General features: G+C 71.1%; 21 protein-coding genes and 1 tRNA gene. 10 read left to right on the top strand and 12 right to left on the bottom strand.

Features of this window, described 5'->3' with window-relative positions:
- The 4 genes from VNL12_RS10965 to VNL12_RS10950 all read left to right on the top strand — a co-directional run.
- Nucleotides 1-591: DUF4214 domain-containing protein (locus VNL12_RS10965; protein WP_325594451.1), on the top strand; the 591-nt coding region annotated here is incomplete at its 5' end.
- Nucleotides 592-647: 56 nt separating this feature from the next.
- Nucleotides 648-1448 carry an inositol monophosphatase family protein gene (locus VNL12_RS10960; protein ID WP_325594449.1) on the top strand — a complete coding sequence of 267 codons (801 nt, stop codon included), beginning with the start codon at nucleotides 648-650 and terminating at the stop codon, nucleotides 1446-1448.
- A 106-nt stretch (nucleotides 1449-1554) separates the two neighbouring features.
- Nucleotides 1555-1725 (top strand): hypothetical protein, encoded by a 171-nt coding sequence (locus VNL12_RS10955; protein WP_325594447.1) that lies wholly within the window; start codon nucleotides 1555-1557, stop codon nucleotides 1723-1725.
- A gap of 69 nt (nucleotides 1726-1794) precedes the next feature.
- On the top strand, nucleotides 1795-2433 hold the full coding sequence (locus tag VNL12_RS10950) for a hypothetical protein (protein ID WP_325594445.1): 639 nt from the start codon (nucleotides 1795-1797) through the stop codon (nucleotides 2431-2433).
- A gap of 137 nt (nucleotides 2434-2570) precedes the next feature.
- Here the strand turns inward: VNL12_RS10950 and VNL12_RS10945 are convergent, their stop codons facing one another.
- From VNL12_RS10945 to dnaA, 12 genes are all read right to left on the bottom strand, one after another.
- A complete protein-coding gene (locus VNL12_RS10945) occupies nucleotides 2571-3404 on the bottom strand; it encodes a FliA/WhiG family RNA polymerase sigma factor (RefSeq protein ID WP_325594443.1) in 834 nt (277 codons plus the stop codon).
- A gap of 187 nt (nucleotides 3405-3591) precedes the next feature.
- On the bottom strand, nucleotides 3592-4575 hold the full coding sequence (locus tag VNL12_RS10940) for a Gfo/Idh/MocA family oxidoreductase (RefSeq protein ID WP_325594441.1): 984 nt from the start codon (nucleotides 4573-4575) through the stop codon (nucleotides 3592-3594).
- The gene (locus VNL12_RS10935; protein ID WP_325594439.1) at nucleotides 4575-4712 is read right to left on the bottom strand and encodes a hypothetical protein; all 138 of its coding nucleotides are present in this window, start codon (nucleotides 4710-4712) and stop codon (nucleotides 4575-4577) included. The genes VNL12_RS10940 and VNL12_RS10935 overlap by 1 nt, the downstream gene beginning before the upstream one ends.
- Nucleotides 4713-4834: 122 nt before the next feature.
- Nucleotides 4835-4908, bottom strand: a tRNA-Ile gene (locus VNL12_RS10930).
- Nucleotides 4909-4986: 78 nt separating this feature from the next.
- A complete protein-coding gene (locus VNL12_RS10925; RefSeq protein ID WP_325594437.1) occupies nucleotides 4987-5667 on the bottom strand; it encodes a DUF3566 domain-containing protein in 681 nt (226 codons plus the stop codon).
- Complete coding sequence (locus tag VNL12_RS10920; RefSeq protein ID WP_325594436.1) at nucleotides 5646-6092, bottom strand: pilus assembly protein TadG-related protein; 447 nt, start codon at nucleotides 6090-6092, stop codon at nucleotides 5646-5648. Before VNL12_RS10920 ends, VNL12_RS10925 begins: the two co-directional genes overlap by 22 nt.
- Before the next feature lie 100 nt (nucleotides 6093-6192).
- Nucleotides 6193-8697: a DNA gyrase subunit A gene (gyrA, locus tag VNL12_RS10915; protein ID WP_325594434.1), complete on the bottom strand. Its 2505-nt coding sequence runs from the start codon at nucleotides 8695-8697 to the stop codon at nucleotides 6193-6195.
- Between the two features lie 43 nt (nucleotides 8698-8740).
- On the bottom strand, nucleotides 8741-10666 hold the full coding sequence (locus VNL12_RS10910) for a DNA gyrase subunit B (RefSeq protein ID WP_325594432.1): 1926 nt from the start codon (nucleotides 10664-10666) through the stop codon (nucleotides 8741-8743).
- Between the two features lie 229 nt (nucleotides 10667-10895).
- The gene (locus VNL12_RS10905; RefSeq protein WP_325594430.1) at nucleotides 10896-11228 is read right to left on the bottom strand and encodes a DUF721 domain-containing protein; all 333 of its coding nucleotides are present in this window, start codon (nucleotides 11226-11228) and stop codon (nucleotides 10896-10898) included.
- A gap of 65 nt (nucleotides 11229-11293) precedes the next feature.
- Nucleotides 11294-12373, bottom strand: coding sequence for a DNA replication/repair protein RecF (recF, locus tag VNL12_RS10900; protein ID WP_325594428.1), 1080 nt, complete (start codon nucleotides 12371-12373; stop codon nucleotides 11294-11296).
- A 40-nt stretch (nucleotides 12374-12413) separates the two neighbouring features.
- A complete protein-coding gene (gene dnaN, locus VNL12_RS10895) occupies nucleotides 12414-13502 on the bottom strand; it encodes a DNA polymerase III subunit beta (RefSeq protein ID WP_325594426.1) in 1089 nt (362 codons plus the stop codon).
- 362 nt (nucleotides 13503-13864) lie between these two features.
- Nucleotides 13865-15322, bottom strand: a complete 1458-nt coding sequence (dnaA, locus tag VNL12_RS10890; RefSeq protein WP_325594424.1) for a chromosomal replication initiator protein DnaA — start codon at nucleotides 15320-15322, stop codon at nucleotides 13865-13867.
- A gap of 412 nt (nucleotides 15323-15734) precedes the next feature.
- Here dnaA and rpmH point away from each other — a divergent pair, with 412 nt between their 5' ends.
- The 6 genes from rpmH (at nucleotide 15735) to VNL12_RS10860 (ending at nucleotide 19342) form a co-directional block, all read left to right on the top strand.
- Complete coding sequence (rpmH, locus tag VNL12_RS10885) at nucleotides 15735-15869, top strand: 50S ribosomal protein L34 (RefSeq protein ID WP_325594422.1); 135 nt, start codon at nucleotides 15735-15737, stop codon at nucleotides 15867-15869.
- On the top strand, nucleotides 15866-16213 hold the full coding sequence (locus VNL12_RS10880; RefSeq protein ID WP_325594420.1) for a ribonuclease P protein component: 348 nt from the start codon (nucleotides 15866-15868) through the stop codon (nucleotides 16211-16213). Before rpmH ends, VNL12_RS10880 begins: the two co-directional genes overlap by 4 nt.
- Before the next feature lie 5 nt (nucleotides 16214-16218).
- Entirely contained in the window at nucleotides 16219-16482 is a 264-nt protein-coding gene (gene yidD, locus VNL12_RS10875; protein ID WP_325594418.1) for a membrane protein insertion efficiency factor YidD, read from the top strand.
- On the top strand, nucleotides 16482-17648 hold the full coding sequence (locus VNL12_RS10870) for a YidC/Oxa1 family membrane protein insertase (RefSeq protein ID WP_325594416.1): 1167 nt from the start codon (nucleotides 16482-16484) through the stop codon (nucleotides 17646-17648). The genes yidD and VNL12_RS10870 overlap by 1 nt, the downstream gene beginning before the upstream one ends.
- A gap of 5 nt (nucleotides 17649-17653) precedes the next feature.
- Nucleotides 17654-18607: an RNA-binding cell elongation regulator Jag/EloR gene (jag, locus tag VNL12_RS10865; RefSeq protein ID WP_325594414.1), complete on the top strand. Its 954-nt coding sequence runs from the start codon at nucleotides 17654-17656 to the stop codon at nucleotides 18605-18607.
- 141 nt (nucleotides 18608-18748) lie between these two features.
- Nucleotides 18749-19342 (top strand): 16S rRNA (guanine(527)-N(7))-methyltransferase RsmG, encoded by a 594-nt coding sequence (locus VNL12_RS10860; protein WP_325594412.1) that lies wholly within the window; start codon nucleotides 18749-18751, stop codon nucleotides 19340-19342.
- The last annotated feature ends 1217 nt before the right edge of the window (nucleotides 19343-20559 follow it).

The following is a 20559-nucleotide window of genomic DNA, read 5'->3' as shown; positions in this document are numbered from 1 at the left end:
TCACCGGCGAACCTGGCGTACTGGGGCAGCCTGCTCGACGAGGGCCGGCGTTCGCCCCAGCAGATGATGCAGTTCTTCCTCGACTCCGACGAGTGCGACCAGAAGACCCAGGCCATCGCCCGCCTGTACCTGGCGTGCTTCTTGCGCCGCCCGGACAACACCGGGTTCCAGTACTGGACCGGACGGCGCCGCGGCGGCGATTCGCTCACCGCCATCGCCGACTTCTTCGCGCGAGGGAAGGAGTTCACGAACCGCTACGGCAACCTCGGGAACCGGGACTTCGTCGCTCGGGTCTACCAGAACGTGCTGGGCCGCAGTCCTGACCGCACGGGCCACGACTACTGGACCGGCCGGCTGGACAGCGGCATGTCCCGGGGCCGGGTCATGGTCCACTTCAGCGACTCGTCGGAAAATCGCGACCGCCAGCGGGTCAGCACCGACATCGTCGCCGCCTACGGCTGCATGCTCGGGCGCATGCCCAGCAGCTCCGACGTGTCGTCGTGGTCCAACCACCTGAACAACGGCGGCAACAACGCCAACATGGCCAACATCCTCCGCACCAGCGGCGAGTACCGCGATCGGGTCACCTGAGAGCTCGCGTCGCTGAGCGTTGGCGCGTCTCTCGACCGTCCCGCGATGATGCGGCCATGCCCGCCGCCGACGCCCCCGCCGCCGACCCCGACCTCGTCCACGAGGCCGTCGAGCTGCTGCGGATGGCCGGCGAGGCGACGCTGCGCTGGTTCCGCGACGATGCCCTTACCGTCGACCAGAAGGGCGACGGCACCCCCGTCACCCAGGCCGATCGCGAGGCTGAGCGCCTCATCCGCACCGAGCTGGCCGCTCGTCACCCCGACGACGGCGTGCTGGGCGAGGAGGAGGCCGAGACCCCGGGCACCAGCGGGCGCCGGTGGATCCTCGACCCGATCGACGGCACCAAGGCCTTCACCCGCGGCGTCCCGCTCTACAGCAACCTCCTCGCCGTGGAGGACGCCCACGGCATCGCCGTCGGCGTCATCAACATCCCCGCCCTGGGTGAGACGGTGTGGGCCGGACGGGGCCGGGGCTGCTTCGCCAACGGCGTGCCCGCCCACGTCAGCACCACCTCCGAGCTGAGCCGAGCCTACGTCAGCACCAGCGGCCTCGGCCCGTGGTCCGACGCCGCAATCCTGGCCCTGCACCACTCGGGGGCGTCGATGCGCACCTGGGGGGACGGCTACGGCTACGTGCTGGTGGCCACCGGCCGCATCGACGCCATGGTCGATCCCACGGCCGAGCTCTACGACGTGGCCCCCATGCCCGTGATCCTGGCCGAGGCCGGCGGCCGCTTCAGCTCGCTCGACGACGAGGACGACCCCGGCCGGGGCAGCGGCCTCGCTTCCAACGGCGTGCTCCACGCCGACCTGCTGGCCGTCCTCGGCGGGCCGGCCGCGTCCGCCGAACCCCGTTGACCGGTCGCGTCCACGCATCGTCGGCGCCGGCGCGGATGTCACCCCGACCGGACGCCGCCGTCGCCCAGCGGGGCGCGAGCCCTCCTGGCGCCCCCACGCCCCCCTCGTGGTGATCCTTCCCGCCCTCGCCCTCGTCGCCGGGGTCACCGTGGTGGTGCAGCGTGGACGGGTCCTGCGCGCCGTGGCGGCCGCAGCGGTGGTCGTGGCCTCAGGGGCCCTCACCCCACTGCCGCCCGGGGAGGCCGCGGCCGACTCCGACCGGCCCGGCACCTCATGACCCCTCCGGGCCGGGCTCTCCTCACATCAGTGCTCATCGGTCGCCCTCGTCCGCCGATGGAGCGAGACGATGTCAGACGGAGAGAACGCCTGGGTGCATGCGCTGGTCGATGTGTTGCAACGAGAGCGGGAGCTGCTCGAGCGGCTCCGGTTCCGCTTCGTTGGCCTGGAGCTGATGCTGGCGGCCCGTGAGGTCCGCTTCCTCGCCTGGGCCGCCCAGGACCTCAACCGGGCCCGGATCAAGGTGCGCGAGGCCGACCTGGTCCGGGCCGCCGAGGTCGGCGCCGTGGGCCTGAAGTGCGCGCGGGGTGGGGTGGCGTCACTGCGGGAGGTCGCGGCGGTGGCGTCGCCCCCGTGGTCCGGCATCCTGCGGGACCACCACGACAGCCTCTGTGGCGTAGTCGCCGAGATCGAGCTGCACGGCCACGGCATCGCCCAGCGCTGTCGCGATGGCCTGGCCGAGCTGGCCCACACCGGCACCCTCGAGCTGGCGGCAGCCACGTCCGCTCTCGTCGGCTCCGACCCCGCCGTCGAGAGCGATCTCGGCGGCGACGTCTCGCGGCGGCGAGCGCTCTCGGCTCCCGACCAGCACCGGGCCCCGGGCCAGGCCGAGGACCTCGACCCCATCAGCATCGAGTGCCTGCTCTCCGACGTGTCGGCCTCGGCCAGCCGCCTCCGCATCCCCGCGCTGCTCGCCTTCCTCCGCTGACTCCGTTCTGGAGCACGAGCTGGTCGCACCCACGACCACGACGTGCCCCAGCTCCGAGGACGACTCGATCTGGAGCACGAGCTGGTCGCACCCACGACCACGACGTGCCCCAGTTCGTTCGATCCCCGGGAGGGGGATCAGTGCAGGGCGACCGCCGAGAGGCGGTCGGGCCAGTCGCTCGCCCCGGCGATGGCGGTGGCGTAGCCGGCCTTGCGACGGGCGACGCGCCCGGCGGGCTCGTCGGCCGACGCCGGCTCGTACTGGGCCCCGATGCCGTCGCGCAACATGGCGAGGGCCTCGGAGCGGAGCTGGGAGATGCGGGACTCGGTCACGCCGAGCAGCTGGGCCAGGTCCTGGGACTTCTTGCCCTCGAGGAAGTAGCCCACGATCACCAGCCGGTGGCGCTCGGGCAGGAGGTGGACCGCGTCACGGAGGTACGAGTGCAGCTCGCGGGACTCGAGCTCCTCGGAGGGCTCCTTCGTGTGATCATCGGCGAGCACGTCGACGAGGGTGAGCTCCTCGTGTTCGTCGGCCACCTCGTACTCGAGGGCCAGGACGACCGAGCGGAACATGCGGTCCTGGAGGCGGCGCAGCTCGTCGGGCTCCATCCCGAGGGCGTCGGCCTTCTCGCCCGCGGTCGGCACCCGCCCGAGCTTGGTGGCGAGGCGCTGCTCGACCTGCTCGAGCTTGCGGGCGAGGGTGCGCACCGAGCGCGGCGCCCAGTCGGCGGCCCGCACCGCGTCGAGGATCGCGCCACGGATGCGCTGGGCGGCGAAGCGGTCGAAGGGCATCCCCCGGGAGGCGTCGTAGCGACGCGCCGCCTCGACGAGACCGAGGGCGCCGGCGGTCGCCAGCTCGTCTCGGTCGACGTGGCGGGGGAAGTGCACCGCCACCTGGAACACGACGTGGCGCACCAGTGGCAGGTTGTCTTCGATCAGCTTGTGGACGTGCGCTTCATCCGTCGTGGGCATGGCCTCTCCAACTTCTCGTCGTCTCATCCCGGACCCCCAGTCGGTCTCCCCCTGCTGCGCCGTGAGGACGGCGGCCGCCAAATGAGCCGAACGGCCCATCTGCCTCGACGGGACCCTTACCTCTTACTCACCCTATGTGGTCGATGAACCACCCACAAGGGCCGTACGTCTCATCCTCGCTCGAGCCTCAGCCGGTGAACACGGCCGCCTTGACGCCGCGCTCGGCCAGCTCAGCCAGCAGGTCACGAGCCTGCGTGGTGGCAGCCAGCCCGCTGGCACCCGGCGCGATGCCCAGATCGCCGCGCACCGCAGCCACGGCCGCGACCGCCGCGACGGCGCCGGCGGCGACCCCCGGTCGGTCGTACGCTCCGTACACCAGGGTCTCGTACGCGCTGGCCCGCCGGCCCCGGACCTCGGCTCGGGCCGCCCCGACGGTCCCCTCGGGGTGGGGCCGCCGCAGCATCGGCAAGCGAGCCGTGAGCCGGTCGCGCCGGGTGGCCGCCACCCGGGCCGTGACCCGCTCGAGGTCGCCCAGGGCGTTGACGAGAAGCAGGGCGTCGGGGAGGCCGGCGCGGTAGCAGTCAGCGGGACCGACCGGGTCCGGGAACCAGCACAGCTCACGACCCGACCCCGAGCTGCGACGCTGCCACCCGCCGTCGCGCCAGTCGATCGCGGTGCCGGTGAGAGCCCGGTGGTGCTGCTGGGCGCACGTCGGGCCCCCGGTGCCGAGCCGGGCGACGTGGACCTCGGTCACCACGTCGAGGGAGTCGGCCGCGTGGCGCGCCAGCAGGCACGTCAGCCCGGGGGCGAAGGCCGCCCCCACCACCAGCACGACGCCGCGCGCCTGGGCGACGGGGCCGAGGTCGAGCAGGGCCTCGACGTCGCTCACCGCGTCGGAGGTCGACACGACGTGGGTGCCCCGCTCGATCAGGGGCAGCGCAGCGCTCGCGTGCTCGCCGTCGGGGAGGGCCAGGACGACCACCTCCGCGTCGGGAGGGGCCGTGACGGTCAGCGGCTCTGCAGTGGCGATGTCGCCGAGCGACGCCGCCACGTCCGAGAGGCGGTCGGGCCGGGAGTCGCGCAGGAGGACCTCGTCGACGCCGGGGGTGGAGGCCAGCTGGCGCGCGGCGCGAGACCCGACGGCGCCGAGACCGATGACGGCGGCCCGCATCAGCGCAGGTCAGGTCCGGAGAGCTCGCGCCAGCCCCCGGTTTGGGGCGGCGTTCCCCCCGAGCCGCGCAGCCGCACGAAGGCGGCGGCCAGGCCGGCGAGCCCGAGGGCGACGAGCGCTCGGCGGAGAAGGGTCACGGGGGGCTCCCACGATGTCGGGGGAGCGACCCTGCTGGCCGTTCCCGGAGTTCCTCGCGACCATGGCGGCGCCGACGACGGCGATGCCCACCGATGGCCCCGAGGGTGCGCCAACTGCTTCGTGGGGCTAGCTGGAATCGAACCAGCGACCTCACCCTTATCAGGGGTGCGCTCTAACCGACTGAGCTATAGCCCCGGGCCGGACGACACTACCGGCCGCCCTCGGACCGTCGCCACCCACATGCTCGGGCAGGTCCCGGGTCCGACCCGACGCTCAGGACCTCGGGCCCGGCCTCGGCGGCGCCGTCGGGGGAAAGACCGGTGGGGCCGAGGGCGCCGGCGCCCCTCGAGGCGGACCCGCCGGTCCGTCGTCGTCGTCGTCCTCGTCGTCGTCGTCGTCGTTGATGATCTCTTCGATGACGATGAAGCGGATGCCTCCGGTGATCTCGCTGATGAGGTTGACCAAGGCGGTGGCGAGGACGGCGAAGACGGTGAAGGCGAGGGCGGCGACGGCCCCGAGGAAGGCGACCTGCCGGAACATGCGTTCACCTTCGAACCGGAAGTCCTCGAAGCCGGCGTCGCGGAGGAAGCCCTCGAGGTCGTCGATCAGGCCGGTGGTGTTGGCCAGCCCCCACAGCACGGCGATCGACCCCAGGGCCACTCCCAGCATCACCGTGTTGAACACCAGGCTGACCTTCAGCACCGACCAGAGCTCGATGCGCCGGACGACCCGCTTGACCCGACGGCCGCGACGACGGGGACGGCCCCGACCGATGACCCTGAACGCCGGGGTGCTGACGGCATCGGCGAGGGCGTCGGCCCGCTGGGCGCCGCGCGCGCCGCGTCGCGACCGGGCGCGGCCGATCAACGGTTGGCGGGACCGGGCGGTGGGAGGGCTCGAAGGGCCTTCCACCGGTCGGTCGACGGCGGCGCCTAACCCGGACTCGACGGACACGGAGGCGAAGTGTACGAGGTGGGGGCCCCCTCCCGGCCCTCGGGGTCACACCACGTGCCCTCGCGCCGGGCGCGGGCCGACTCCGACGCCCGCCCGACGCGCACGGTGACGACCACATCGAGGCCCTCGAGCGCGAAGGACTCGAGGTGTCCTCCGTTGGCCACGGCCAGGCGCACCGCCGCCTCGCGACCGTCGGCCGCCGCGGCCAGCGCGGCGGCATCGGCCGCGGTCCGGGCCCGAGCGGCGTCGACCACCAGTCCGCCGTAGGTGGCGAGGGCGAGCACCACGGTTGCGGCCAGCGCCACCGCCACACCCACCAGGGGGGTGGCCTGGCCTCCCTCCGCGCTCAGGCCGCGCCGTTCCGGGACGACGGCGACCAAGGGGCGGGTGCGGCGGGCACGCAGCGGGGCGGGCGGGTTGGCCATGGGGGGCCTCCAGGGTGGGCTGTGGCTCGTCGGCCCGACGTGGGCGATCCGACCCCGGAGGTCGTGGAGGCGGCCGGCCCGCGCGGGGCCGGCCGGGGCGCTAGCCCACGACCTCTTCGGTGCCGAGCACCGGTGCGACCGCAGCCACGGTCTGCTTGGCGTCGAGGTTCATCACCCGCACCCCGGTGGCGTCGCGCCCCTGCGAGGAGATGTTGCGGACACCCATGCGGATGACCACCCCCCCGGACGCGATCACGAAGATCTCGTCGTCGATGGCCACCATGAACGAAGCCACCACGTGGCCCTTCTTGGCCGTGAGCCGGATTCCCCGCACGCCCTGGCCCCCCCGTCCCTGGGTGTTGAACCGGTCGAGCTGGGTGCGCTTGCCGTACCCCGCGTCGGTGACGATCAGGATGGCGGTGTCGTCGCGGGCGACATCGCAGGACACGACCTCGTCACCCTCCTTCATGCGCATGCCGCGCACCCCGGCGGTCGAGCGCCCCATGGGCCGGACGTCGTCCTGGGTGAAGCGGATGGTCATGCCGCTGCGGCTGACCATGAAGATCTGGTCGTCGTCGTTGAGTGGGATGACCTTGACCAGCTCGTCGCCCTCGCGCAGGTTGATGGCCTTGAGCCCGGCCCGCAGCGACGAGTCGTACTCGGTGAAGCGGGTCTTCTTCACCTGGCCCTTGCGGGTGGCGAAGAACAGGTACTGGTTCGACTCGTAGTCGCGCGTGTCGATGATGGCCTGGATCTTCTCGTCGGGTTGCAACGGCAACAGGTTGACGATGGCGGTGCCGCGCGCCGTGCGCTCCTTCATCGGGATCTCGTGGGCCTTCAAGCGGTACACGCGCCCGAGGTTCGAGAAGAAGAGCAGGTAGGCGTGGGCGGTGGTGCTCACGATGTGGGCGATGTAGTCCTCGTCGCGGAGGTTCGCCCCCGACACGCCGCGCCCGCCGCGACCCTGGCTCCGGAAGGCATCGAACGACACCGTCTTCACGTAGCCCTTGGCCGACATCGTGACGATGAGGTCCTCGTCGTCGATGAGGTCCTCGAGGTTCATCTCGCCCGGGTCGAAGGTGACCTTCGATCGGCGCGGGTTGACGTGCTTGGCGCGGATCTCGGCCAGCTCGGACTTGATGACGTCGAAGAGCACCCGTTCGTCGCCGAGGATCGCCTCCAGCTCGGCGATGCGGCGCTGGAGCTCCTCCATCTCGGCCTCCAGCTCAGCCCGGCCCAGGCGGGTCAGGCGGTGGAGCTGCATGGTGAGGATGTACTCGGCCTGCACCTCGCTGAAGGAGAACGGCTCGGCCTGGAGGGCCACGTTGGCGGCGGCCTTGTCGTCCGACGCTCGGATGGTGGCGATGATCTCGTCGATGAGGGCGAGGGCGCGCAGCAGGCCTTCGACGATGTGGGCGCGGTCGCGCGCCTTGCGGAGCCGGTACTCCGAACGCCGGGTGATGACATCGACCTGGTGGCGGACGTAGTGGTGCAGCGCGTCGCGGAGGCTGAGGGTGCGGGGCACGCCGTCGACGAGGGCCACGGTGTTGACGCCGAACGAGGTCTGCAGAGGTGTGCGCTTGTAGAGGTTGTTGAGCACGATGAGCGCCGGCGCGTCACGCTTGAGGGTGACCACGATGCGGGTCTCGCCGCCCGAGGACTCGTCGTTGGCGTCGGAGATGCCCTCGATCTCCCTCAACGCCACCAGCTCGCTGATCTTGGCCAGCACGTTGCGGGGGCCGACCTGGTACGGCAGCTCGGTGATGACGATCTTGTCGCCGCCGCGCGCCGACTCCTCGATCTCGGCCACCGCCCGCATGCGGATGGAGCCGCGGCCGGTGAGCTGGGCTTCGATGATGCCCGAGCGCCCCAGGATGAGGGCGCCGGTCGGGAAGTCGGGGCCCTTGACGATCTGGGTGTTGACCAGGTCCTCGGCGGTGGCGTCGGGGTTGTCGATCAGGTAGGTCGTGGCGTCGATGATCTCGCCCAGGTTGTGGGGCGGGATGTTGGTGGCCATGCCCACCGCGATGCCCTGGTTGCCGTTCACCAGCAGGTTGGGGAAGCGGCTGGGCAGCACCGTCGGCTCGCTGAACTCACCGGAGTAGTTGTCGGCGAAGTCGACGGTGTCCTCGTCGATGTCGGCCAGCATGGCCAGGGCCAGGGGGGCAAGGCGGCACTCGGTGTAGCGCGCCGCCGCCGGGCCGTCATCGGGTGAGCCGAAGTTGCCGTGGCCGGCCACGAGCGGGTGACGCAACGAGTGCGGCTGGGCCATGCGGACCAGGGCGTCGTAGATCGAGCCGTCGCCGTGGGGGTGGTACTTGCCCATCACCTCGCCGGTGACGCGGGCGCACTTCATGAAGGGCCGGTCGGGGCGGGCCCCGACGTCGTACATCCCCCAGAGGATCCGCCGGTGCACCGGTTTGAGCCCATCGCGGACATCGGGCAGGGCCCGCGAGACGATGACCGACATGGAGTAGTCGAGGAACGACCGCTCCATCTCCTCCTCGATCTCGATGGGCTCGATCAGGCCGTGGGCGGTGCGGGTGCCGTCGGTGGGCAGGCCGGGGAGGCCGCCGTCGTCGGGGGGGAGCTCGTCGTCAGCCATGGTGAGGTCGCCTCGTCAGGTCGGGGTCAGGGTGCGCGGCTCCTCAGATGTCGAGGAAGCGCACGTCCTTGGCGTTGGTCTGGATGAAGGTCTTGCGAGCGTCGACGTCGTCGCCCATGAGGGTGGACACCACCGCATCGGCGTTGGCCGCCTGCTCGACGGTGACCTGCAGGAGGGTGCGCGAGGCGGAGTCCATGGTGGTGGCCTTGAGCTCCTGCCAGTCCATCTCGCCCAGGCCCTTCAGCCGGGCGAACTCCTTCTTGTGCCCAGGGTTGGCGGCAACGAAGGCGTCCTTGGCCGCCTCGTCCTTCAGGTACGCCTTCTCCTTGCCCACGACCGTCGAGTACAGCGGGGGCTGGGCGATGTAGACGTGGTTCTGCTCGACCAGGTCCTTCATGTGGCGGAAGAAGAAGGTGAGCAGCAGGGTGCGGATGTGGCTGCCGTCGACATCGGCGTCGCACAGCAGGATGACCCGGTCGTAGCGGGACCTGGTGACGTCGAACTCCTCGGCGAAGCCGGCGCCGATGGCGGCGATGAGGGCCTGGATCTCGTTGTTCTTGAGCATCTTGTCGAGGCGGGCCCGCTCGACGTTGAGGATCTTGCCGCGGATCGGGAGGATGGCCTGGACCCGCGGGTCGCGGGCACTGGTGGCCGAGCCGCCGGCGGAGTCACCCTCGACGATGAACAGCTCGCACTCGTCGCGGTTGCGGCTCGAGCAGTCACGGAGCTTGTCGGGCATGCCGGCGCCGTCGAGGGCCGACTTGCGGCGGGTGGCGTCGCGGGCCTGGCGCGCCGCGGCGCGGGCCCGCTGGGCGTTGACGGCCTTCTTGACGATCTTGTTGGCCTCGGTCGGGTGCTCCTCGAACCAATCGGCCATCTTCTCGTTGGTGGCCCGCTGCACCAGCGTCTTGATCTCGGGGTTGCCCAGCTTGGCCTTGGTCTGACCTTCGAACTGCGGGTCGCGGAGGCGCACCGAGATGATGCCGGTGAGACCCTCGCGGACGTCCTCGCCGCCCAGGTTCAGGTCCTTCTCCTTGAGGTGGCCCTTGGCCCGGGCGTACTTGTTCAGCACCGTGGTGAGGGCAGCCCGGAAGCCCTCCTCGTGGGTACCGCCCTCGATGGTGGCGATGCCGTTGGCGAAGCTGTGCAGTCCGTCGGTCTGGTAACCCTCGTTCCACTGGAACGCCAGCTCGACCTCGTGGGTGTCCTCGTTCTGCTCGAAGTAGCCGACCCGTGTGAAGAGCGGGGTCTTGGTGGCGTTGACGTGCTTGACGAAGTCGATGATGCCGCCGGCGTACTGGTAGATGACCGGCTCCGGGTCGTGGCCCTCGCGGTGATCGGTGAAGCGGATCTCGAGCGCCTTGTTGAGGAAGGCCATCATCTGGAAGCGCTCGAGCATCGTGCGGGCCACGAACTCGGTGGCCTCGAAGACGCCTTCGTCGGGCCAGAACGTGACGGTGGTGCCGGTGCGGCCCCGAGGGGCGTGACCGACGACGGTGAGCTTGGTCTTCTTGGCCCCACCGTCGGCGAACTCGATCTCATGGCGCTGGCCGCTGCGGTCGACCTGCACGATCACCCGACTGGAGAGGGCGTTGACGACCGACACGCCCACCCCGTGGAGGCCGCCGGACACCTTGTAGCCATCGCCACCGAACTTTCCGCCGCCCCCGAGCTTGGTCAGGGCGATCTCGACGCCGGTCAGCTTGAACTCCGGGTGCACGTCGGTGGGGATGCCGCGCCCGTTGTCGACCACGCGACACCCGCCGTCAGCCAGGAGCGTGACGTCGATCAGGTCGCAGTGGCCGGCCATGGCCTCGTCGACGGAGTTGTCGACGACCTCCCACACCAGGTGGTGCAGACCGGAGATGCCGGTGCCCCCGATGTACATCCCGGGCCGCTTGCGGACGTGCGCGAGGCCCTCGAGGATCGTCATGGAGCTGGCGGAGTAAGCAGCGGTGGTCTGCGACACGGGCGCGACCTCTCAGTGAGGGGTGGAGAGCGGGGTGCTCACGAGGGGGGAAGAGAGCCCGGAGGGCCTGTCGGTGGTCCGCTCCGCCCGGGCCCGCGTGGTGGCGGAACCCTTGCGGAAACAGGCGATCACGATGGTGGAGAGCCTACCAGGAGGGTGCGACGCCGAGGTGCATCTGAGCTCCCCGGCGCCGGTCGGCGAGGGGCCGCTCGCACTGCTGTGGCGAGGCTCAAGGCGCCGCGTGGCGGGCCACGAGCGAGGTCACGACCCCGGCCCCGAGCAACGGGATCAGGCCCTCGACCACCGTTGCTTCGAGCCAGCGGGCCTGGCCGGTCCACACCGGGTCGACCGCGCTGACGACGAGGGTGCCGTCCCGTATGGCGACCGGGCGCAGGGCCTCCGCCGCGACCGGCCCCACCAGGTCGGGCCAGGCCCGGTCGACGACCTCCATCGTCGATGCCGGCGGGGAGCCCAGCCCGGCCAGCACCCGGTCGAGGGTCTCACCCAGGCGGCTGGGACGTGGCGCGCGACCGTCCCCGGTCGTCAGCGGCTCATACGGCACAGAGCCAGTCTCGCGGATCGCCGTTCGGGTCATCGGCCCCGACCGGCGCCCTCGGCGTTCGCGGATCATGTCACCGGCCCGATCTCGCCGGCGGCGACGCGCAGGAGCACCTCGGGCGCGGTTCCGGGAGGCAGGCCCGTCGCCGTCGTGATGACCGTCTGACCCGGTGGGAGATGGGTCAGGAGGGCCGCCGAGCGTCCGGGGTCGAGCTCGGAGAAGACGTCATCGAGCAGCAGCAGCGGCGGGGTGTCGAGCACCGAGGCGAGGAGCCGGGCGGCGGCGAGCCGGAGGGCCAGGGCGATGCTGCGCTGCTCGCCCTGGGAGGCGTGGGTGCGGGCCGGCAGGCCGGCGAGGGCGAGGGACAGCTCGTCGCGGTGGGGGCCCACGAGGCTGACACCCCGACGCAGCTCGTCGTCCCGGGCCTCGTGCAGCGCAGCCAGCAAGCCCCCGTCGCGCCACGGCGGGGCGTAGGTGAGCGCGACCTCGCCGCCACCGGCCAGGTCCGCGTACGCGGTGGTCACCACCGGGCCCAGGTCGTGCACCGCCGCGGCGCGCGCGTCGGCGAGGGCCTCCCCCGTGCTCGCCAGGCGGGCGTCCCAGACGTCGAGGGTCGCCTCGACCTCGGGCGTCAGCCGCCCCCTCGCCTGCTTGAGCAGGGCCGAGCGTTGGCGGAGGATCCGCTCGAGGTCCGAGCGCACCGCGTCGAGGCGGGGATCGAGGGCCACCAGAAGATCGTCGAGGAAGCGCCGCCGCTCCGCCGGTGCCCCCTTCACCAGCTCCAGGTCGTCAGGGGCGAACACGACGGCTCGGAGCGAGTCGAGCCCGTCGCGCGCCCGTCGTACCGGCTGACGGTTGAGCAACGTGCGGCTGCGGCCCCCCGGCGTAATCTCACACTCGATCAGCAGCGAGCGCTCCGCTCGGCGTCCCTCGCCCCGCACCACCGCCCGCTCGGCCCCGACCCTGACGAGGGCTTCGGTGGGTGCGGCGCGAAACGACCGCAGCCCTCCCAGCCAGCCGATGGCCTCGAGCAGGTTGCTCTTGCCCTGCCCGTTGGCGCCGATGACGGCGGTGAGCCCTGGTGCGAGCGCCACCTCGGCCGTCACGTAGCTGCGGAAGTCCGTGAGCCAGACGCGGTCCAGCTGCATCAGGGCCGCTGCCCCTGGTCGGGGGCGAGGAGCGCCGGCCTCAGATCCGCACCGGCATCAACAGGTACAGGAAGTCGCCGCGGTCGACCGAGCGCAGGACGGCCGGCTTGTTGGCGTCGGTGGTCTCGAGGGTGATCTCCTCGCCTGGGGCGACCTCGATCCCGTCGAGCAGGTAGTCGGGGTTGAAGCCCACCGTGAGCTCGGTGCCGTCGAAGGTCGCGTCGACGGACTCGCGGGCCTGGCCGATGTCCTGGGTGACAGCGTCGAGCTCGAGGCCCTCCGCGCTCATGGTGAGCCGGACGGGCGTGGCCTCGCGAGCCATCAGGCGCACGCGGCGCACAGCGTCGCCCAGCGCCTCGCGCGACACGACCATGCGGTTCGGGTAGGTCGACGGGATGAGACCCCGGTAGTTCGGGAACTCGCCCTCGATCAAGCGGGTGGTCACCCGGGTCGAGCCGACCTCGAAGGTGGCCTCGCGCTCACCGAGGCGCAGGGTGACCTCGCCGTCACCCAGGGCGCGGACCAGCTCACGGAGCGCCCGGGACGGCACCAGGACGGTCTGGCCCTCATCGAGCACGGCACTGCCCTCGAGGTCGCGGACCGCCAGGCGGTAGGAGTCGGTGGCCACCAGGCGCAGGCCGTTGCCCTCGGCGGCCATGAGCACACCGGTGAGGATCGGGCGGGCGTCGTCGGAGCTCGCCGCCGGGACCACCTGCGACAGGGCAGAGGAGAGGTCACCGGCGTCGAGGGTGACGGCGTTCTCGGCCGGGCTGGCCAGGCGGGGGAACTCATCGGCGGGCAGGAGGCGGATCGACGAGGCGAAGCGCCCGGAGGTGATCTGGGCCTCGTCGTCCTCGACGACGATCTCCACGCGGCCAGAGTCGAGGGACCGCACCACGTCCGAGGCGATCTTGGCCGGCACCACCGCGACACCGTTCGACTCGCCGGCGACCGTGGTGGTGACCGAGATGGTCAGGTCGAGGTCGCTGCCGGTGAGCCGGAGGGTGTCGCCCTCGAGCTCGAGGCGGACACCCGAGAGGACGGGCAGCGCCCCACCCCGGTTGGCCACGGCGCGACCCGCGGTGCCCAGGGCCTCGACCAGGTCGTCACGTTCGCAACGGAACTTCACCGTCGTGGCTCCCTTTCTTTGAGGAGTGTGCAGTCACTGCGGAGAGCAGTCGTTGTGGGGGCCGGGGGCCCCATGGGGCAAGGTGCACTCTCCCACAACACAGCTGTCGCTCAGGTCGTCGTCGTAGGGGTGCCTGTGGATCGTGGACAACCTGGCGATCCCGCTGGTCAGAGTGGGTTCGGGTCGTCCACAGCCGTCCCCAGCGTTCCACAGGGGGGCGGGCATCAGCGCGGATGGCCCCGACCGCGTCCACCGGGCGGCCACCTTCTCCACGGCGGTGTCCACCATCGATCGGCGCCCGGCCCCCACCGTCTTCCACTGCTGTTCCACAGAACGAGCGCGCGGGCGTCCGCGGCCCGAGGTCACGAGGCGCCCTTCTTCAGCTCCTGGACGATGGCTTGCACCTGGTGGAAGATCGCCTTGCGCTCGCCCATGAGGGCCTCGATCTTGCTCACCGCGTGCATCACCGTGGTGTGGTCGCGCCCGCCGAAGTCACGGGCGATGGCCGGGTAGCTCAGGTCGGTGAGCTCGCGGATCACGTACATGGCCACCTGGCGGGCGATCACCAGCGGCCGGCGCCGGCTCTTGCCGGTGATCTCCTCGACGCTGAACCCGTAGCGCTGGGAGACCTTCTCGAGGATCATCGCCGGACTGACCGAGCGGCTCTGGCTGTCGCCGAGGATGTCGGAGAGGATCTGCTCGGCCAGGCTCACCCCCAGCTCGCGCTGGTACAGAGAGGCGTAGGCCGACACCCGGGTCAGCGCGCCCTCGAGCTCGCGAATGTTGTCGGTGATGTTGGTGGCGATGAAGTCGAGGACGTCGTCAGGCACCGGGATCGGGGTCCGCTCGGCCTTCTTGCGCAGGATGGCGAGGCGGGTCTCGATGTCCGGCGGTTGGATGTCGGTGATCAGTCCCATCTTGAACCGGCTCCGCAGGCGGTGCTCCAGGGTCGCGATGGAGTCGGGCGAACGATCCGAGGTGAGCACGATCTGGCTGCGGCGCGCGTGCAGCTCGTTGAAGGTGTGGAAGAACTCCTCCTGGAACCGCTCAGCGCCCTCGATGAACTGGATGTCGTCGACCAGCAGCACGTCGAGCTCGCGGTAGCGGCGCTTGAAGTCGGTCATCGTCTTGAGGCGGATGCACTCGATGAAGTCGTTCAGGAAGCTCTCGGTCGAGACGTACCGGACCACCTTCCCCGGGTAGTTCTCTGCCATGTAGGTGCGCATGGACTGCAGGAGGTGGGTCTTGCCCAACCCGGCGTCGCCGTAGATGAACAGGGGGTTGTAGGCCCGCCCCGGGGTCTCGGCCACGGCCATCGACGCCGCGAAGGCGAAGCGGTTGGACTGGCCGATCACGAAGTCGTCGAAGGTGTAGAGGGCGTCGACCGATCCCGCCGCCGGGGGGCGCAGGGAATCGAAGCTGTCGTGACGGGGTGGCGCCGGGGCCCCAGGGTCACTCCCGCCGTCGAACGCTACCTCGCTGGTCCGGACCGGTGGAGCGGCGTCGATGGCTGCGCCCGGCGCGACGCCATCCGCGCTCCGCGGGAGATCAGAGCCCGGACGGGTCTCCGGCGCGGCGTGCACCTCCACGACGAGCTCGAGGGCCTCGCCCTGGACGGCCTCGATGGCTTCGTCGACCAGGGAGCGGTACCGGCCGTGGATCCGGTCGGCCACGACGCCGCTCGGGACCGCGACGACCAGGCGCCGGTCGTCGATCGACACGGCCCGGATGCCCTGGAACGTGGACTTCCAGACCCCGTCGGTCACCTGCTCGCGCAGGAGGTCGCAGCACGTGCCCCAGAGCAGGTCGGCGTCACCCACGGCTCGGGTGTCTCACTTTCTCCTCGTCCACACAGGGATCCACATCTGTGGACAACGACGGAGGAGACCACCAGAGGCGGTGGGTCGTCGTCTCCCGAACCGGGGCTGACAAGGGAGGCCCAGGTTGCGAGTTGAGGACCGTACCACCGAGGTCCGAGGAGGGCGCAAGGGCCACGCGAGTGGGATCCCCGCCCGGCCTGGACCGCCCTCTCCCGCAACCCCGTGTTGCCCATGGGAGGAGGCGGCACCTACCGTGGCGACCTGGTCCCGGTCTCACGGGGCTCCCGCGCCTGCCCCCTGTCTGGTCGGCGCCGAGGCCCCGGCTTCGGTGGCTTGGAGATCGGTACGGGATCCCCCGCCTCCGGCGGTGGGGTCCGGGGCGAGGAGGCCGCGGTGTCCGAGGAGGAGAGCAGTGAAGCGCACCTACCAGCCCAACGTCCGTCGTCGCTCCAAGCGCCACGGGTTCCGGAAGCGGATGTCGACCAAGGCCGGGCGCGCCGTGCTGCGCAACCGCCGCCACAAGGGCCGCGCTCGCCTGTCAGCTTGATCGCGCCACTTCGTGATCGCCGCACCCTGTCCACCGTCCGCGAGCAGGGACGACGGGGCCGGTCCGGTCCCGTGACCGTTCGCCACGTCGGATCTGGCGAGGGAGATCGTTGCGTCGTCGCGTTCGCGATCGGGCGCCGCACCGGCACCGCCGTGGTGCGCAACCGCATCCGCCGCCGGCTCCGGGCCGCTCTCGGCGAGCTCCTCGCGGCGGGTGCCGTGCCCGCCGGGGCCATGGTGATCAGCGCCGGGGCCCCCGTCGCCCGGGCGCCGTTCCCGGCGGTGCGTCGCGACCTCGAGCGGGCGCTCGTGCGGGCCTCGACCCCTCGCCCGGCAGGAGCCTGAGACCCATGAACGCCTCGTCCACCCCCGGGGTCGGCGCCCGCCTCCTGGGCGGCGGCCTGCGCTCCTACCAAGGTCTTCGCGCCGGGCGTCCCTCGCCGTGCCGGTTTGAGCCCTCCTGCAGCAGCTACGCCATCGAGGCCGTTGCGACCCACGGCGCGGGTCGCGGTGCCTGGCTTGCAGTCCGGCGGCTGTGCCGCTGCCACCCCTTCGGAGGGCACGGGTGGGACCCTGTCCCCGATGTCTCTCGTCCTGCTGATCGGATCGCCTGATGGACTTCCTCTTCGACGCCATCGCCACCGTCCTGGCGTACCTCTATGACCTGACCTCGTCCTTCGGCGGGGCCATCATGCTCCTCACCCTCGCGGTGATGGTCGTGGTCACGCCGCTGACGCTCAAGAGCACCCGCTCGATGATCGCCATGCAGCAGCTGCAGCCCGAGCTGCGCAAGCTGCAAGCGAAGCACAAAGACGACCGCCAGAAGCTCAACGAAGAGATGATGGCGTTCTACAAGGAGCACAACATCAACCCGCTCGGTGGCTGCCTGCCGCTCGTGGTGCAGATGCCGGTGTTCATCGTGCTCTACCGCGTGTTGATCGGCTTGGTGAAGCTCCCGGGCTACGGCAGCGACATGGGCCGCGCTGCGGGCCTCTTCGCCCGCAACCCCGACGGTGGCGGCACCTACAGCGGCTTCGGCACCTTCGACCCCGGCTACCTCGACCACGAGACAGGCCTCTACCAGGCGCTCGACGATGTCCGCGAGATGCAGTCCTTCGGGCTCGACCTGGCCGACACCTTCACCAACAAGTTCTCCGAGGGCCTCGTCGACGCCCTCCCCTACCTGGTCCTCGTGTTGCTCATCGGGATCACGGCCTGGTACCAGCAGCGTCAGATCCAGGCCCGCAACGCCGGCAACCAGCCCCAGATCAACTCGCAGCAGCAGATGCTGATGAAGGTTATGCCCTTCTTCCTGCCGATCTTCTCCCTCACCCTGCCCGCCGGCATCGTGTTGTACTTCCTGGTCTCGAACCTCTACCGCATCGGCCAACAGGCGTTCATCACCCACACCATGTACAGCGAGAAGGCCCAGGCCGATCGCGAGGCGAAGGTCGGTGCCAAGGGACGCGACGGTGCCATCGACACCACCGCTGACAAAGTGTCAAGGAAGGACACGGTGCCGACCGGCAGCCGGAGCCTCCTCGGTGGCCTCATCCAGCTGCCGTCGAAGGCCGGGACCGAGACCCCGAGGAGCAACGGCGCTGCGAAGGGCTCGGCCCCTGCGACATCGGGATCGAAGCCCTCATCCAAACCGAGCTCGCCCTCGCGGTCGGGCTCCACGACCAAGACGGGGACCAAGGCCCCTGCCCGCAAGGCGCCGGCCCGACCGGCCGCGCCTGCGAACCAGAACCGCTCCAAGAAGAAGAAGAAGAGGACGTGAACACGGTGGAATGGGTTGAAACCGCAGCCAGCACGGTCGAGGAGGCCAAGGACAAGGTCCTTGAGAACCTCGGCATCGACGAGGCCGACGCCGAGATCGAGGTGCTCGAAGCGCCCCGACCTGGTCTGTTCGGTCGGACCAAGGGCAAGGCCCGCGTCCGGGCCCGGGTGAAGCCCCGTCCGCACCCACCCAAGCAGGAGCGACGTGACCGCAAGCGCTCCTCGGGCAAGGGTCGCAGCGACCGACCTACGACCGACAAGGCCCCGACGGGTGGTCGTTCGGACGCCCCGACTGCCGCGAGCGGCGACGATGCACCCATGGCAGCCGGGGGCGGGACCGATCCTGGGAACGAGGCGCCGCCGCGCCGCTCCCGCCGCAGCAACCAGTCCGCCGAGCCGGCCGCCCTCGGCTCCGCGCCGCGGTACGAAGCTCGTGACAAGGGGTCGTCCCGGCCCCACCAAGGAGACAGCGTGGACACCGACACCGATACCCTCACCCTCGACGAGCACGTCGCCTGCGTGGAGAGCTTCCTCAGCGGGCTGGTCGATGCCTTCGGCGCCGAGGCCACCATCGAGGTGGCCGAGATCGACGACGAGACGCGCGAGGTGCGAGTGATCGGCGACGACCTCGGGCTGCTGATCGGGCCCCGCGGCCTGACGTTGCAGGCGGTCCACGAGCTGGCCCGCACCGTGGTGTTCCGGCTGGCTCCCGAGGGCCAAGAGGGCAGGGTCCGCATCGACATCGGCGGGTACCGGGAGCGTCGACGCGAGGCCCTGGGTAGCTTCGCCACCAAGATCGCCGAGGACGTGCGCAGCTCGGAGACGGCCAAGGCCCTCGAGCCGATGTCGCCTCCCGATCGCAAGGTCGTGCACGACACGATCAACGGCATCGATGGTGTGCGAACGACCTCGGAGGGTGAGGAGCCTCGTCGTCACGTCGTCGTTCTGCCCGACTCCTGATCGTCCCGCGTGTCCCGGGACCCTCAAGGCTCGATCTTTCCTCCGGATGTCGGGCCTCGGGGGATCGTCGCTCGGCGATGATGGCGCCATGGTCGCCGGACGCGAGCCGTGACTGCCCCGGACCGTGAGACCCTCACGACGGTGTTGGACCGTCAGCGGGGGCGTGGCGTGTTGGGCCCGGACTCCGCAGAGGTCCTGTGCGCCCACAGTCTGGCCTTCGCGCCCGCAGCGGGCATCCCGCCCGATCGAGCGGTCGACCTGGGCAGCGGGGGCGGCGTCCCGGGGCTGGTGCTCGCGGCCGGATCCTGGCCTGACGCTGAGGTGGTGCTCCTCGATAGCAGTCAGAGGCGTTGCACCTTCCTGGAGCTGTGCGTGGCCGACCTCGGACTGGCCCCCCGCGTGCGGGTCCACTGGGCGCGGGCGGAGGAGGCGGGACGGGCCGAGGGGCTCCGTGGGTCTGTCCCGGTGGTGACCGCCCGCAGCTTCGGCCCCCCGGCAGTGACGGCGGAGTGCGCGGCGCCGCTGCTGCAGGTGGGCGGCGTGCTGGTGGTCAGCGACCCCCCTGGCGGCGCCGGTGGACGGTGGGATGTTCCCGGTCTGAACCTCCTCGGTCTGGAGCTCGACGGGCACCACCTCATCGATGGCTTCGCCTTCAGTCGCTTGCGGCAGGTCAGGTCATGTCCCGATCAATATCCCCGCCGCCCAGGACGCCCCGCTCGGCGACCACTCTTCTGAGGCCTGCATCGAAGGGCAGCGCCGGTGTTCCACGTGGAACACTTCAGGCGCACCGCAATCGGGCGGCGGGAACTCCGCGTCGAGCCGCGAAGCCACAGGCGAATGTCGCAAAACGTCGCCATGGTGACCGAGAAGGTGACCCCTAGCGGGGCGCCGCGGGTGCGCCGGGTCTTCGACACCGTTCGGACGGCCTAGGTGCTGGTGCCAAAGCGGGCGGCGCGAACGACACCAATATCGGCCTCCCGACAGGATCGCCGGAGAAGCGATGTCCACAGGGCGACGGGAAGAACGTGGCCAGCGTTTTGCAGGCTCGCCCAGCGGGACTCGGCACGAAAGCCACCAGCCACCTTGGGCGCCATGGGTCTGCTGCTGCTCATGGGCGCGTGCCGGGGCCGGGGGACGGTTTCATGGTGCCGATCTCTCAGGACACGGCCGAACCGTGACGAGCGGCCGATCGGTGCCGCGACGAGGCGATCGCCTGTGGCGAGTGGACGGGTCCATCGAGCAAGCGCCGCACGACTGAGCTCTGCGACGAGGATGGGCGTCCGAGGGAGCGTGGTGGGGGCCGGTGCCGGCCCCGCCCCCCGAGGACCGCCCTGTGCGCCGATGTCGGGAACGGTCGCCGGGAACGGTCGGTGGGAAGCGAGATCGCCACCAGGGATCGGCGGCCCGCACCCGGGGCCGGTCGCCTCGTCGGTGTCGGGCACCTTCCGGCCGACGGTGGCGCGGTCGAGTCGAGGGCCACCACGGGGTAGTCGCCTGCGCTGGGCAACCCGAGCTCGTCGTCGCCGCTGCCTGCGGCGTGATGCACCGGCGCGCGCTCGGCGCAGAGGCGAGGGCGCCCCTCGCCTGACTCCGACCGGTGCTCGGTGGCGCCGCACTCATGGTCACCCCTCGTGATCGTCGGTCGCCTTCCCCTCCGGGAAGGAGTGTGCGACGCGAGGGGGAACGGTACCTCAAGGCCGCGGCTCGGGTGCGTCAGCGCGTTCCGCGAAGGCGTGCCTACGTTCGCGTTGCCGAGGACCGCGTGCCGCCGGCACATCTCCTCGCCGAGCGGCTGGGGGTCCGGTGCCGGGGGACCGGCTCGCCGGCCGGGTTCTGCGTCTCGTCGACGAGGGGGCGGGGGTGCATGGCGGCGCGACGCGACGTGAGCTGAGGCGACGCCCCTCGCGCTGTTTCAGGGCCGATGCGGTGGAGCCGCCTCTCCTTCGCCGCCA

It is taken from the genome of Iamia sp., from assembly GCF_035575815.1.
Lineage (GTDB): Bacteria > Actinomycetota > Acidimicrobiia > Acidimicrobiales > Iamiaceae > Iamia.
Note: the sequence above shows the minus strand (reverse complement) of the source record. Positions and strands in the feature narration are given on the sequence as shown.

Coding starts and splice junctions, on each gene's coding strand:
- VNL12_RS10960 (WP_325594449.1), top strand. CDS start 648: ATGCCCGCCGCCGACGCCCCCGCCGCCGACCCCGACCTCGTCCACGAG.
- VNL12_RS10950 (WP_325594445.1), top strand. CDS start 1,795: ATGTCAGACGGAGAGAACGCCTGGGTGCATGCGCTGGTCGATGTGTTG.
- VNL12_RS10945 (WP_325594443.1), bottom strand. CDS start 3,404: ATGCCCACGACGGATGAAGCGCACGTCCACAAGCTGATCGAAGACAAC.
- VNL12_RS10940 (WP_325594441.1), bottom strand. CDS start 4,575: ATGCGGGCCGCCGTCATCGGTCTCGGCGCCGTCGGGTCTCGCGCCGCG.
- VNL12_RS10920 (WP_325594436.1), bottom strand. CDS start 6,092: ATGGCCAACCCGCCCGCCCCGCTGCGTGCCCGCCGCACCCGCCCCTTG.
- gyrA (WP_325594434.1), bottom strand. CDS start 8,697: ATGGCTGACGACGAGCTCCCCCCCGACGACGGCGGCCTCCCCGGCCTG.
- recF (WP_325594428.1), bottom strand. CDS start 12,373: ATGCAGCTGGACCGCGTCTGGCTCACGGACTTCCGCAGCTACGTGACG.
- yidD (WP_325594418.1), top strand. CDS start 16,219: ATGAACGCCTCGTCCACCCCCGGGGTCGGCGCCCGCCTCCTGGGCGGC.
- VNL12_RS10870 (WP_325594416.1), top strand. CDS start 16,482: ATGGACTTCCTCTTCGACGCCATCGCCACCGTCCTGGCGTACCTCTAT.